General features: G+C 58.3%; 9 protein-coding genes and 4 pseudogenes. 6 read left to right on the forward strand and 7 right to left on the reverse strand.

What is annotated here, in order from left to right:
* Positions 1–51 precede the first annotated feature (51 nt).
* From AACY08_RS21635 to AACY08_RS21665, 7 genes and pseudogenes are all read right to left on the reverse strand, one after another.
* Positions 52–1,071, reverse strand: a complete 1,020-nt coding sequence (locus AACY08_RS21635; protein ID WP_339471336.1) for a sensor histidine kinase — start codon at positions 1,069–1,071, stop codon at positions 52–54.
* An 8-nt stretch (positions 1,072–1,079) separates the two neighbouring features.
* Positions 1,080–2,387, reverse strand: a pseudogene (locus AACY08_RS21640) (RAD55 family ATPase).
* Positions 2,384–2,818: a hypothetical protein gene (locus AACY08_RS21645; RefSeq protein WP_339471338.1), complete on the reverse strand. Its 435-nt coding sequence runs from the start codon at positions 2,816–2,818 to the stop codon at positions 2,384–2,386. The pseudogene AACY08_RS21640 and the gene AACY08_RS21645 overlap by 4 nt, the downstream one beginning before the upstream one ends.
* Before the next feature lie 167 nt (positions 2,819–2,985).
* Positions 2,986–3,209 (reverse strand): annotated as a pseudogene (locus AACY08_RS21650) (LysR family transcriptional regulator); the annotation flags it as partial.
* 156 nt (positions 3,210–3,365) lie between these two features.
* The gene (locus AACY08_RS21655) at positions 3,366–3,824 is read right to left on the reverse strand and encodes an Hsp20 family protein (protein ID WP_339471339.1); all 459 of its coding nucleotides are present in this window, start codon (positions 3,822–3,824) and stop codon (positions 3,366–3,368) included.
* A 233-nt stretch (positions 3,825–4,057) separates the two neighbouring features.
* Positions 4,058–4,926: pseudogene (locus AACY08_RS21660) on the reverse strand (glutamine synthetase family protein); the annotation flags it as partial.
* Positions 4,927–5,010: 84 nt separating this feature from the next.
* Positions 5,011–5,901 carry a LysR family transcriptional regulator gene (locus AACY08_RS21665; protein ID WP_065873293.1) on the reverse strand — a complete coding sequence of 297 codons (891 nt, stop codon included), beginning with the start codon at positions 5,899–5,901 and terminating at the stop codon, positions 5,011–5,013.
* Positions 5,902–6,066: 165 nt separating this feature from the next.
* On the opposite strand from AACY08_RS21665, the gene AACY08_RS21670 reads away from it, so the two are divergent.
* The 6 genes and pseudogenes from AACY08_RS21670 (at position 6,067) to AACY08_RS30620 (ending at position 13,010) form a co-directional block, all read left to right on the forward strand.
* The gene (locus tag AACY08_RS21670; RefSeq protein ID WP_339471340.1) at positions 6,067–7,149 is read left to right on the forward strand and encodes a 4-oxalomesaconate tautomerase; all 1,083 of its coding nucleotides are present in this window, start codon (positions 6,067–6,069) and stop codon (positions 7,147–7,149) included.
* Between the two features lie 43 nt (positions 7,150–7,192).
* Complete coding sequence (locus AACY08_RS21675; RefSeq protein WP_339471341.1) at positions 7,193–8,506, forward strand: dicarboxylate/amino acid:cation symporter; 1,314 nt, start codon at positions 7,193–7,195, stop codon at positions 8,504–8,506.
* 129 nt (positions 8,507–8,635) lie between these two features.
* Entirely contained in the window at positions 8,636–9,940 is a 1,305-nt protein-coding gene (locus tag AACY08_RS21680) for a CitMHS family transporter (protein ID WP_339471342.1), read from the forward strand.
* Between the two features lie 95 nt (positions 9,941–10,035).
* Positions 10,036–11,280, forward strand: a complete 1,245-nt coding sequence (locus AACY08_RS21685; RefSeq protein ID WP_445262039.1) for an OprD family porin — start codon at positions 10,036–10,038, stop codon at positions 11,278–11,280.
* A 59-nt stretch (positions 11,281–11,339) separates the two neighbouring features.
* Positions 11,340–12,152: pseudogene (locus AACY08_RS30615) on the forward strand (cache domain-containing protein); the annotation flags it as partial.
* A 102-nt stretch (positions 12,153–12,254) separates the two neighbouring features.
* Entirely contained in the window at positions 12,255–13,010 is a 756-nt protein-coding gene (locus AACY08_RS30620) for a methyl-accepting chemotaxis protein (protein WP_445262040.1), read from the forward strand.
* The last annotated feature ends 319 nt before the right edge of the window (positions 13,011–13,329 follow it).

The raw sequence follows: 13,329 nt of genomic DNA on the forward strand, positions 1-13,329 counted from the left end.
GCGGGGTGTATGGACCCTCATAAATCACTTTGGTGCCGCGCGCTCGCCCCGTTACGCCGTCAGGGGCAGCATCACCACAAATTCGCTGCCCTTGCCATGCCCATCACTCTTTCCCGAGACCGTACCGCCGTGGGCTTCGACCAGTTCGCGCACGACGGTCAAGCCAATGCCCAGGCCGGCGCTGTTGAAACCGATGGCGTGGGCGTCTTGCACATAAGGATCAAAAATGAACGGCAGGGCCTTGGCGGTCACGCCGATGCCATTATCGCAAATGCAGATCCTCAGTTGATCGGCCTCCACGGTGACCACCATCGAGATTCTGCCACCGGCCTGGGTGTACTTGGCCGCGTTGCCCAGCAAGTTGTGCAGGATCTGCGCGAGCCGCACGGGGTCACCGCTCATGATCAGGCTAGCGTCGGGAAACGCCACGTCGAACTGCTGATTTCGCGCGATCATCACCGGGCTGCACGCGTCGACTACGGCATTCAAGATGCGCAGCATGTCCACCTCGCGACACTGGATGCGCAGCTTACCGGTGCTGGCGCGCGAGACATCCAGCAGGTCGTCGACCAGTTCGGAAATATGCTGGACCTGGCCTTCGATCAACTCACGCATGCGCGGCAGTTGGTCGCTGGGCAGCCTGACCATGCGCTCGGCAATCAGGCTGATAGGCGTCAGCGGGTTACGCAGTTCATGGGCGACCATCGCCAGGATGCTTTTCTGCTGGCCCAGTGCAAGCTCGGCCGTGGCCTGAAGGTCCTGGGCACTGAGTGCAGCGATCACCAATTGCGCATTCGCCTCGCGCAGCTCCTGGAACAGCAGCAGCTCCTCGACCTGAGGCGCCGCGATCGCGTCGGATTGCGTCAGGAGTATTGCCAGCACCAGTTGCTGATTGGCTTCGATCAGTTGCTCGACGTGCTGGGCGTCTTCCAGACGATTATTCGCGTCACTCAGTTGATCCTGCAGCGCAGCCAATACCGCGCGGGCTTCAACGGTTTTGCGGCCGAGCAGGAAGAGTTCGTGGGCAGCATTGGCTACCTTACGTTCCTCCTCTCCAGCGCGGTCACTCATGAGTCAGCTCAAACATTGTCACGCCCTGTATGCCGGGTCGTCGGGCGACCGCCAAGAAGCCCCTCCTGATCGGGAAGCATCTCGCCGATCTGCAGGCCATCGTCAGTGATGTGGTATTGGCGTAACTCATCGCAGTGGGCACTGGCACGCAGTTTGACCACGGCCATGATGCGCAGCAGGCGGCTACGCACTTCAATGTAGCGCTGCACGATGATCGCATCGGTCAGGAACGCCGTGCCGTAGGGGCTGAAGCGCAGGTCGGTGTAGCGGTCTTCCAATTCCGAAGTCATCAACACGCTGACGCCGACGCGGGTCAACGCCGTGGCCATGCGCGACAACGACTCACGAAAGTCCGCCCGAAAGGTCGGCGCCAGGGCCAACTCGAAGCCCGACAACGAATCGATAACCACCCGCGTGGCGTTCATGCGCCTGATTTCACCGAGCAACTGCTGGACGATTTCGTCAATCGACAGGTCCGGCGCCCGGCTGTCCACCAGACTGACTTTGCCACATTTGATCAGGTCGATCAGTGTGGCGTTTTGCGAGCGGTTGGGCCGTTGCTCGAACACCGCAATAACACCGGTTTCGCCATTGCGCGCACCCTCGGCCAGAAACGTCGCCGCCAGAATGCTTTTGCCCGACCCCGAAGGCCCCGCAACCAACAGTGAGTAGCCCCGGCAAGGTCGGTTGGCCGCGCATCTTCATGATTTCCATCTTGCGCACCATCGAATCGCGCTCGACGCTCTGACGCAACCAGATCAGCCCATCGGCCACGGTGAAGATCGGATTGGTGTCGGTTTCGGTGAAATATTCGCCAATCAGGAAGGTGGTCCCTGCCAGGTCGTCATCAACATGCCCAACTGCTGAACGAACTGCGGGAGGTTGTTGTTGGGGTTGGTCTGAGTCTGGCTGGCCAGCACCACCGAACGGAAGGAATCGACAAACACCAGCGACGGCGAATGTGCCTCCACTTCGCTGACAATGCGCCGCAGCACTTCATCCAGATTACCGGCCAGGGTGTCATCGGCCAGGTTGATATAGCGGATCGATTGGTTGATCACATCAGTGTCGAAAAAGTCGAACTGCTGCTGATAACGCAGCATCTTCAGCGGCGGCTCGCCCAGCACGGTAAAAAACAGCGCGGGGCGTTCAGGGGTCGCAAGGGCAAACATCATTTGATGCGCCAGCGTGGTCTTGCCGCAGCCAGGTGGGCCGGCGATCAGGTTGAACGAAAATTCCGGCAATCCTCCGCCCAGCACCTCGTCCAGACCTGGCACACCGGTAGCCAGGCGGTTGATAGTTACTTTGGAGCTCATGGCGAATTTTCCTGCAAAGGGGTGTCGCTCAAAGAAGGTTCCCACACGTTGCGCAGTAACTGGGCGGTCAGCGAGGGCCCGATCAGCGAGGTCAGCAACGTGTAAAAGTTGATCAGCAGCACCTCACCGAAAAACAGCGCATCGGCTTCGCTTTGCTCGATCAATACAGTTTTGAGGCCGATCAGGTCCGGCGTGACCTGTACACGTTCGTACGTGCCGGCCAGCCGAGTGTGCTTCGAGGCGCTGAGGAGCAGGCTGCGGCGCAAGAGCGCCACAACCCCTTGCTGCCCGATGATGGGCGTGAGTGCTGCGTCCATGTCCTGCAATATCGAAATGATCGCCTCGGCGATGCCTGCGATATCAGCGGTGGGACCAACACGGTACGCCAGAGACGCTACGATCTGGCGGCTCTCTTCGCTTAGCGTGGACATGACGGGCTAATATCTGATGAATTGAGGTGCCAGCCAACACCCTATGGCGGTCGACCGAAGGTTTAATGAGCCATGGCCTCTCTATGGGCCCGTCGCCCTGGCTTAAAACCATGATCACGTGCCGCCCACGCGATCACCAGCGCTACGCCGATCAATACCAGCCACCCCACCAGACTGCTGTTTGCCAGCGCCTGCTCGACAATAAATGTGTAGGTCTGAAACAACACCGCCCCATGCGTGTGGCCAGGGTCAAGCCGCCCAGTACATCGTCAGAGCAACTGTAGCCCGCCTCCCCCGCATATTCCTGCGCCTTGCCGTCCACTTGGAATAGCCACGCGATGCGGCGACCATTGCTCGGCAGTTCGTACTGGATGCACTCATTGTTGGGCATAGGTGGTGGGAATGCTGATGCGCAGCAGCGCCCGACGGCACGGATTGGGCACCCATCACTTCCTGCTGAGATGAACCGAGCACTCGGAACACGCCCGCAGGCTAAAGTGAACCCAGGAATAAAGGCGCTCCGTGGAGCGCCTTTACTCTATTCACGTTACTGCTCGCTGATGGACTTAACATCAGCCTTGGCAGCACCACCAATCGCGATGCGCTTAGGCTTGGCTTCCTCCGGTACAACCCTGAGCAAATCAATGCTCAGCAAACCATTGGCGAGCTGTGCGCCCTGCACTTCAATGTGGTCGACTAGGCGAAACGACAAACGGAACGCGCGCTGGGCGATACCCTGGTGCAGATAGGTGATGCCTTCATTGTGTTCGCGCTTGCCGCCGGCGACGGTCAACACGCCTTTTTCCACCTGGATCTCCAGGTCATCCTCCACTAAGCCTGCGGCCGCGATGACGATCCGGTAATGATCATCACCGTGCTTTTCGACGTTGTGGGGTGGGTAGGTGGTACCGGCCTCGCTGCGAAGCGCCGATTCAAAAAGGTCGTTGAAACGGTCAAAACCGACAGAGTGGCGCAACAGTGGGGCCAAGGAAAGAGTAGTAGCCATTACAAAATCTCCTGAGTTTTCTCCAAGTGATTTGATACGCGACCCGGATTCGGCATCGCGTAAAGCCTAAGTAGGTTCAGGAGGAAATTTTTCAAGCATCGCCTATAAATTTTTTTACGGGCCCATCAGAGCGCTCCCCGCCATCCGTCACGAAGCAAAACCGCGGCAAGCTGGATGAGTTGAGCACGATGGCCGTCAGCGGTCCATTTCCAGGCAGGCTGACGGGCTAATATTCATGCGTGAGTGAGGTAGCAGCGCCAGTACCCTCTGCGACTTCAGCATTGAGTTGACGGAACTCGCGCCACTTGATAGCCAGAAACAGGTTCAGGAATTCAGCTCCCAGCGCCTCGCGTGCCCACGTTGAACGGTGCAATGCGTGCAACGCTGTAAGCCAGTCGGCGGGTAGAAAATCGGTCGCCTGTTCATAGCCATCGCCCTCAACCGCCGCGCCAGGGTCGCTTTGATGAGTGATGCCGTAGCGAATGCCCGCGAGTACTGCGGCCGCGGCGAGATAGGGGCTGGCATGGGGGCAAAATATTGCCAGCGAGTCAAACAAGGTTGCCATCATCCCCCCAATGGAGTGACGCAACAGCGGTGCGCCCTGTGGGTCTGCGCTCGCGTACAGATTGTGACCCTGCTCGTCGGCCAGGCTGACGTGCAAATGCATACCGCTACCCGACTGATCGCTGAACGGTTTGGTCATGAAGCACGCTTGCAGCCCATGTTTGTTGGCCACGCCTTTGACCCAGCGTTTGTAACGTACGCCTTCATCAATAGCGTGGAGTGCGTCGAAACGATGCTCCCGCGTCAAGTCGACCTGGCCCGCAGCGTACTCGGATATCGCCGTACGCACGGGTAACCCCTGTAGCGCGCAAGCCGCGTAAAGGTCATCAAGAAACGGTTGAAGCTGCTCGAGTTCGTATACGCCATAAACCTGAGGTGCAACAGGGCGTACGCCATTGGCCTGCAACGCCGGCTGCGGTCGACCGTTGACGTCGCGCTGTTGGTCCAGCAAGTAAAACTCCAATTCAACGGCCATTACCGGATGGAATCCATCGGCTTCCAGCCGTTCGATGGTGTTCGCCAGTACATGGCGAGGGTCGTGCTGTCGCGGCGAATTTGGCTCAGCAACAGTTATCTGGCAACGCTGGATCTGGTGCCGCAAGGATTGAGCTCGCGATATGCGTCATTGCGGCCATTGTTCAAGCAGTATTGAAACAAACTTTTCTGCCGCGGGAGAAAGTGATGCGCCGCGGCGGTAAACCAGACCCAGGGAGCGGTTCACTATCGGCTCAATCAACGGCACGCTGACCAAGGTGGGGTGATCATGCGCCGGCATGGCCAGGCTCGGCATCGCCGACACCCCCAGCCCGGCTTCCACCAGACCCAGCGAGGTCGAGAGGTGCTGGACCTCGTAGAACCATTGTGGACGCCAACTCAAGCCTGACAACGCGTGATCAAGCAACATGCGATTCCCGCTCAGGCGGCCCACCCCAATAAGACGGTAATCACTGAGCTCAGACCATGTGACAGCACTGCGTCCAGCGAGCTCATGATCACGCCGGCAGGCCAAAACAAAAGGTTCTATGACAAGGGGCACGAACTCAATATCAGGATGCTGCCCACTCATCATGTTGATACCGAAATCAGCCTCCCCTCGCAGTACCGCTTCAAGCCCCTCGTTTGCACTCAAGTCCAGCAGGCGGATGCGAATTTGCGGATAGCGCTCGTTGTACAGACGGATCACCGACGGTAGGAAATAGAATGCGGCCGTCGGGATGCACGCCAGGGTGACTCGGCCAATCTGGCGCTGTGCAAGTTCGCGGATATTGAGAATCGACTCATCGAAATCATCCAGCAATCGGCGCGCCTTAGGCAGGAAGTCCCGACCGACGCTCGTGAGGCTGACCTTGCGCGTGGTGCGATCCAGCAATGCGGTGCCCAGCCCCTCTTCGAGTTTTTTGATGCGACGACTGAGTGCGGGCTGGGACAGGTGAAGCGCATCGGCAGCTTCGTGAAAGCTGCCAAGTTCGGCGATCTTCACGAAAGATCGGATATCGTTAAGCTCATAATCCATGTCTTGCCTCACCAACAGAAGAAGTCGACCAATAATTTAAAGCAAATCCATCATTCGTCAAACGCAATAATTGCGTCAATTTTTGCATTGGAAACATTTTTTATTCTTTGAGACTCTTGCACCAAGAGCATCAATTACGTCAATTGATCAACAAGAGTCAGAGTCATGCAAAGAATTCCCTGTGTGCTGATGCGCGGTGGTACCTCCAAGGGGCCGGTGTTTCTCGACTGGGATCTGCCGGCCGTAATCACGGAACGCGACGAGCTACTGATCAACGTGATGGGCTCCGGCCATGAACTGGAGATCGATGGTATTGGCGGTGGCAGCCCGCAAACCAGCAAGGTCGCGATTGTCAGCCCTTCCCTGCACCCGGACGCGGACGTCGATTACCTGTTCGTCCAGGTGATGGTTTCGCAGCGCCGGGTCGACAGCGCACCCAACTGCGGCAACATGCTGTGTGCCGTCGGCCCGTTCGCCATCGAGCAGGGCTTGGTCAAAGGTACGCCGGGGCGCACTCGCGTGCGCATTCGCAATGTGAACACCGGGACCTTTATCCATTCCGAGGTATGCACACCGGATGGCAAAGTCAGTTACGAGGGCGACACCGCGATCGACGGTGTGCCGGGTACTGCGGCGCCGGTGCAACTGACGTTCCTTGATGCAGCCGGCAGCAAGACCGGCAAACTCTTCCCCACTGGCAACACGCAAGATGTGATCGATGGAATTGCGGTCACGTGCATCGACATGGCAATGCCCATGGTGCTGATCGAAGCCAGCCAACTGGGCAAGCGTGGCGATGAAAGCCCGGCAGAACTGGACGCCGATAAAGACTTCCTGCGGCGCCTAGAGTCATTGCGACTTCAGGCAGGCCTGGCGATGGGCCTGGGTGATGTCAGCGACAAAGTGATTCCAAAGCCGGTGCTGGTCTCGCCCGCCAACGCTGGCGGTACGCTCCAGGTTCGCTATTTCATGCCACACAACTGCCACCGCGCCCTGGCCATTACCGGCTCGATTGGTTTGGCCACCGCATGCGTTATAGAAGGCAGCATTGTCGCGCAGATGCTCGGCGGGATCAGTACGCCGCGCCTTGAAGCGGTGCGTATCGAGCACCCAAGCGGCGCAATTGATGTCGTATTGTCATACACCGGCGTCAAGGGTGAGACAATCCAAGCTTCAGTCGTACGCACCGCACGCAGGCTTTTCTCCGGCTACGTCTATGCCACGGACTCTCAACGCCTCGCCGGATAGCTCCGGCGATCGTTGGCATTTTTGCATCCGCACAATTCTAAAAATGGGTGATGCCATGAAAGTTGTTAAATCGCTCTACTTCCAGATTCTCTGCGCCGTGGTGCTGGGTATCGTCGTCGGACACTTCTGGGCCCAGCAGGCCATCGCGCTCAAACCGCTGGGTGATGCATTCATCAAACTCATCAAGATGATGATCGCTCCAGTGGTGTTCTGCACCATCGTCACCGGCATCGCCGGGATGAGCGACAAACGCTCGCTTGGGCGCCTGCTCAGCAAAACCATGCTGCTGTTCTTCGTATTGACGGTGATCAGCCTGGTGATCGGCCTGGTGGCGGTATATGTGTTCCAGCCGGGCGCCGGCATGAACATCGATCCCAGCCAACTGAGCACCAAGGGACTGACCCAGTACACGGAATCGGCCGCGAAACTTGGGGTTGTAGAGTTTTTCATGCACATCATCCCTGAAACCTTTATCGGTGCCTTCAGTAAAGGTGAAGTGCTGCCGGTGCTGTTTATCGCGGTGTTGTCCGGCTTTGCCTTGTCGTCGCTGGGCGAGCGTGGCAAACCGGTACTCGACGTACTCGAATCCGCCTCGCACATGGTCTTCAAGATTTTCTCTTATCTGATGCGCTTTGCACCGATCGGCGCTTTTGGGGCCCTGGCGTTCACCGTCGGCCAGTACGGCATCACCTCGCTGGGTTCGCTGGCAAAGCTGATCATGACCCTGTACATCGCCTGCGGCTTCTTCGTCTTCGTGGTACTGGGCAGCATTTGCCGTGCGAACGGCTTCAGCCTGTGGAAACTGCTGCGCTACTTTCGCGAAGAATTCCTGGTGGTACTCGGAACCTCCTCCACGGAACCTGTCATGCCGCGCATGCTGGAGAAACTCGAAGCACTGGGTTGCAAGAAAGGCGTCGTGGGCCTGGTACTGCCCACCGGCTACTCGTTCAACCTTGACGGTACGGCCATCTACCTGTCGTTGGCGGCGATTTTCATTGCCCAGGCCTGCAACATTGACCTGAGCCTGATGCAAATCATCACCATGCTGGCAATCATGCTGCTGTCCTCCAAAGGCGCCGCCGGCGTTACCGGCAGCGGGTTCGTGGCGCTGGCCTCGACCCTGACGGTCATTCACGACATCCCGCTGGCCGGCCTGGCGTTGCTGATCGGCGTTGACCGCTTCATGTCTGAAGCCCGGGCCCTGACCAGCCTGGCCAGCAACGCGGTTGCGACAGTGGTTATTTCGATGTCAGAAAATGCCTGTCACCGTGAAACGCTGAACCGGGCGCTCGACGGCAAATCTTCTGCGGTACAGGGAAAAGCCTGGGAAGACCTGCCGGTCGCCAAACGCGTCTAGCGAAAACTGAATAACGCTTACCCCTGACTGCCCCCCCTCCCCGCCAGGCGCCGTTGTGCCGCCCGGCGGGTCAGGGCTCGTGCGCCTCGGCGTCAGCCATTCTTACGATAACAACAAGAGAATCCTCCTATGCTCGCTTTCCTTGGCCTGGCCATGGTGGTCGTATTCACCTTCCTCATCATGACGAAGCGTTTGTCGCCGATCGTCGCCCTCACCGTCGTACCTATCGTCTTCGCCGTGATAGGCGGTTTCGGCGGCACCACGGGCAAGATGATGCTCGACGGACTGAAAATGGTCGCACCGTCTGCCGCACTGCTGCTGTTTGCCATCCTGTTCTTTGGCCTGATGATCGACGCAGGGTTGTTCGACCCGCTGATCCGCAAGATCCTCAAGCGCGTCAATGGCGACCCGATGAAGATTGCGGTGGGCACTGCTCTCCTTTCGTTGCTGGTTGCACTCGACGGCGACGGCACCACGACCTACATGATTACCTGCGCAGCGATGTTGCCGTTGTACAAACGTATCGGCATGAACCCGATGATCCTGGCGACTATCTCCATGCTGTCCCTGAGCATCATGAGCGGCATGACACCTTGGGGTGGCCCCGCGACACGGGCCATCGCAGCGCTGGGCCTGGATGCCGGCGAATACTTCGTGCCGTTACTGCCGACCATGATCGGCGGTGCCATGTGGGTGGTCTTTGTGGCTTTCATACTGGGGCGAGCCGAACGCAAGCGTATTGGCAACGTGCAACTGCAAAGCGGTGGCGGCGATTGCTACATCAACGCGATTCTTGAGAACACGCCCCACAAACGTCCCAAACTGGCCTACGTCAACCTGGTGCTGGTGATTGCGGTGATGGTGGCCCTGGTGATGGGGCTGATGCACTCCGCGATCCTGTTCCTGATCGGCTTTGTGCTCGCACTGATGATCAACTACCCGCAATTGGATATTCAGAAAGAACGCATCCTGGCGCACTCGGGCAACGCTATGACGGTCGTGCTGCTGGTGTTCGCCGCAGGGATTTTTGCCGGGATTTTTTCCGGCACCAAAATGGTGGATGCCCTGGCCCAGACGCTGGTCGATTGGATCCCTCCGTCCTGGGGCCATCTGTTTCCATTGGTGGTCGCGATCACCAGCATGCCGCTGACCTTCGTGCTGTCCAATGACGCCTACTATTTTGGTGTAGTGCCAATTCTTGCCAATGCGGCCGCCGCTTACGGCATCGACCCAGTAGAAATCGCGCGTGCGTCTATCCTCGGGCAACCTGTGCATCTGATGAGTCCGTTGGTCGCATCGACTCTGTTGCTGGTGGGAATGGTCGACCGAGACATTGGCGATTTCCAGAAAGCCACTGTCAAGTGGGCGGTGTTGACCTCCTTGGTCGTCACCGCGCTGGCCTTGTTGACTGGGGCCATCGGCCTGTTTACCTGATTCATCTCTCTGCTGCCTTCCAACGCGCCTCGCTCACGGGGTGCGTGTCGCCCTGCACGCCAAATAACAACAACGAGACGTTTGCCATGAACCCTATGTATACCCGTCGGGCCCTTTTTTGTGCATTGGGTCTGGTACCCATCGCCGGTGCCAATGCCGAAGGCTTTATTGATGACAGCAAGCTCAAGCTGCAACTGCGCAATGTGTATTTCAACGAGAACTTTCGCGATGAGCACGGCATGAGTTCACGTGCCGCGAGAACGGCAAAAAGCGAACGTACGGAATGGGCCCAGGGATTCTTGCTGGACTATCAGTCCGGATTCACTGCGGGCACTCTCGGCTTCGGCATTGATGCCCTGGGGCTCTACGGCGTAAAGCTCGACTCAGGACGCGGTCGCAGCGGTACCGGGCTCATGCCGCTTCATGACGACGGCCGCGCAGCAGGCGAATTTGCCAGCGCCGGCGCCACTGCGAAAGCCCGGTTCGCCAAAACTACCGTCAAGTACGGCACCCTGCTGCCCAAGACCCCGGTGCTGATTCACAACGACGCACGCCTGTTGCCCCAGACCTTTCAGGGCACCCAGGTCAGCAGTAACGACATCGAGAACCTGACGATCACCGGCGGGCACCTGGACCGTTTCAAATTACGCGACTCCACCGACAGCGTGCCGATTGTGCCGGATGGCTACAGCGACGAAAAGTCAGGCGACTTCAACTACGCCGGCGCCGAGTACAAATGGGGGAAAAACACCCGCTTGAGTTACTTCTACGGCGAACTGGAAAACTTTTACCGCCAGAACTTCGCTGGCATCCAGCACGACCTGCCGCTGGCCGGAGGCGTGCTGACTGGCGACCTGCGGTACTTCAACAGCGCTGATAGCGGCTCTGCCTACGCAGGCAAAATCGATAACGACATGCTCAGCGGGCAATTGTCCTACGCGATCGCTGGCCATACCGTTGGCGGGGGCTACCAGAGCCTGCGCGGCGATGCCGGTTTGCCCTACATCAGTGGCGCAAGCGTTTACTCGTTCAGTAACGCCGGCATTGGCAAGTTCATCGAGGAAGACGAAAAGACCTGGATGCTCAACTACGGCTACAACTTCGCCGCCGTCGGCGTCCCCGGCCTGACTTTCTCTGCGCGCTACTTGAGCGGCAATGACGGCAAGTCCACCACCACGGTCAAGGAATGGGAGCGCGATACCGAACTGGCCTACGTTGTGCAGGCCGGCACGTTCAAGGGCCTGGGCGTGCGCATGCGCAACTATGTGTACCGCTCGGAGTTCTCCCGAGGGCGCGACAGCAACCGCCTCTACCTCACCTATGACATCGCCCTCTGGTAAGTCGACGATTGTGGCCCATGCGGCCGCTTTCCTACAGGTTAAGGCGAGGAACCCCCAACATGCTGTTCAAAAACAAAGTACTGATCCTGGTGCTGGCTCCCGTGGTGCTGTTGTCCACGGTGTTGGCACTGACAACAAGCGCCACCCTGCTGTCGAGCGCCGAGCAGGAAGTCACGGTGACCCGCGAACGTCTGCTCGAAGAAAGCCGCGAACGCTTGAAGGACTACGCCACGCTTGCGCAAACCTCTGTGGCGGAACTTTATGCGCGGGCTGAGACCGGGGACCGGGCGACGCGCGCGCTGGCGATAGCGCGACTGTCCAAAATGAAGTACGGCGACGACGGCTATTTTATCGGTTACGACAGTCAGGTCGTGCGTCTGTTTCGTGGCGACAGTAGCGAAGGCGTCGGCACCAACATGCGTGACCGCAAAGACAAAAACGGGATTTACCTGAACCGGGAAATGGTTGCCGCCGCCAAGAGCGGTAGCCACTTCGTCAATTATTCGGGGGCCCTGATCAATACGGATAAAGTCGTTCCGAAACTGGCTTACAGCTTTTACCTGCCCGCCTGGGACCTGGTGGTGGTCACCGCGATCAATCTCGACAGCATCGAAAACCAGGTTACCCAGGTACGCGGAGAAATCCATCAGCGCGTGCGCAACCTTGTCTATGGGATAACCGTCATCGCCTTGATTGCGCTGAGCGTCATCGGCGTGCTGGCATTGATATTGGTGAAAAACAGCCTGCGCCCCTTATCGAGGATTCGCGAACACCTGGATGAAATCGCAGCCGGCGAAGGCGACCTGACACGGCGCTTACCCACCAGTCGCGATGAGTTCGGGCAGGTGGCAATGTCGTTCAATGCCTTCGCCGACAAGATTCACGGGCTAGTGAGCCAGATCGTCAGCATGGCCCGGGAGCTGAATGACTCGGTCACCCAAGTGGCCGAACAGAGCAAGTGCATCGATCACGCGATGGAGCAGCAACGCTTGGAAACCGACCAGGTAGCCGCTGCGATCAATCAAATGTCATCCGCCGCGCAAGAGGTGGCTGTCAGTGCCCAAAGCGCTTCGGATGCCGCAGCCGAGACCGATTTACAGGCGCAGCATGCCAGGCAGGTCGTCAACGAGAGCATCGTCCGGCTGGGTAGCTTGACCGAGGACCTGTCCGCAGGCGGCGTGTCGTTGAAAAGCCTGCAAGGCGATGTAGAAGGCATTGTCAAGGTGTTGGATGTCATTCGCTCGATCGCCGAGCAGACCAACCTGCTGGCACTCAATGCGGCTATCGAGGCGGCGCGAGCCGGGGATGCTGGGCGTGGATTTGCAGTGGTTGCCGATGAAGTGCGCGCGCTGGCCAGCCGGACACAACTCAGCACCCAAGAAATTCAAGCGATGATCGAGCGGCTTGACCAGGCCACGACAGAGGCCGTCACTGCGATGAGCCATTCTGGCGCGGCGGGTAATGGCGCCAGCCTGCACGCTGAACAGGCGGGCCAGTCGTTAGGCAAAGCGGTCGAACTGATCGTCACGATCAATGCGATGAACGCCCACATTGCCAGTGCCGCGCAAGAGCAGACGTCCGTGGCCGAAGAAATCAACCGCAGCGTCCACCAAATAGCCCGTGCGGTTGAAAGCGTCGCCGACCAGACGCAAAACGGCGTGCACACGGTCGATGAGCTATACGCCATCGGTCATCGCCTCGAAGGCCTGTTGAAGCAATTCAAGATTTAAAAGGCTGCTGAATGTTCCCCTACAACTGAAACTTGCTCACTTCAAGCTGCAGGCTGGTAGCGAGCCTTTTCAGTCCACCGCTTGTTTTGAGCAGATCTTGGATGGACATATTATTTTGCTCAGCCATTTGCGCTGAACGCTCTACGTTTCGGGGAGATACGTCTTCTGATAACGCGACCGAACTCAACGTCTCAACATCCTTGATCAACGCAACTCTGCAAGCCAAGACCGCACATCTGGACAATGTAACCCTGACCACCCGCCATTACGATCACATGAAAAGTTGATTCCACTTCCAACACGCAGTTGAAGCGGCAGC

It is taken from the genome of Pseudomonas sp. EL_65y_Pfl1_R83, assembly GCF_963970695.1.
In the GTDB taxonomy this organism is placed as follows: Bacteria; Pseudomonadota; Gammaproteobacteria; order Pseudomonadales; family Pseudomonadaceae; genus Aquipseudomonas; species Aquipseudomonas tritici.

What these genes read in the sequence shown, in the direction of transcription:
- AACY08_RS21635 (WP_339471336.1), bottom strand. Translation starts at nt 1,071, where the DNA reads ATGAGTGACCGCGCTGGAGAGGAGGAACGTAAGGTAGCCAATGCTGCC.
- AACY08_RS21645 (WP_339471338.1), bottom strand. Translation starts at nt 2,818, where the DNA reads ATGTCCACGCTAAGCGAAGAGAGCCGCCAGATCGTAGCGTCTCTGGCG.
- AACY08_RS21655 (WP_339471339.1), bottom strand. Translation starts at nt 3,824, where the DNA reads ATGGCTACTACTCTTTCCTTGGCCCCACTGTTGCGCCACTCTGTCGGT.
- AACY08_RS21665 (WP_065873293.1), bottom strand. Translation starts at nt 5,901, where the DNA reads ATGGATTATGAGCTTAACGATATCCGATCTTTCGTGAAGATCGCCGAA.
- AACY08_RS21670 (WP_339471340.1), top strand. Translation starts at nt 6,067, where the DNA reads ATGCAAAGAATTCCCTGTGTGCTGATGCGCGGTGGTACCTCCAAGGGG.
- AACY08_RS21675 (WP_339471341.1), top strand. Translation starts at nt 7,193, where the DNA reads ATGGGTGATGCCATGAAAGTTGTTAAATCGCTCTACTTCCAGATTCTC.
- AACY08_RS21680 (WP_339471342.1), top strand. Translation starts at nt 8,636, where the DNA reads ATGCTCGCTTTCCTTGGCCTGGCCATGGTGGTCGTATTCACCTTCCTC.
- AACY08_RS21685 (WP_445262039.1), top strand. Translation starts at nt 10,036, where the DNA reads ATGTATACCCGTCGGGCCCTTTTTTGTGCATTGGGTCTGGTACCCATC.
- AACY08_RS30620 (WP_445262040.1), top strand. Translation starts at nt 12,255, where the DNA reads ATGGAGCAGCAACGCTTGGAAACCGACCAGGTAGCCGCTGCGATCAAT.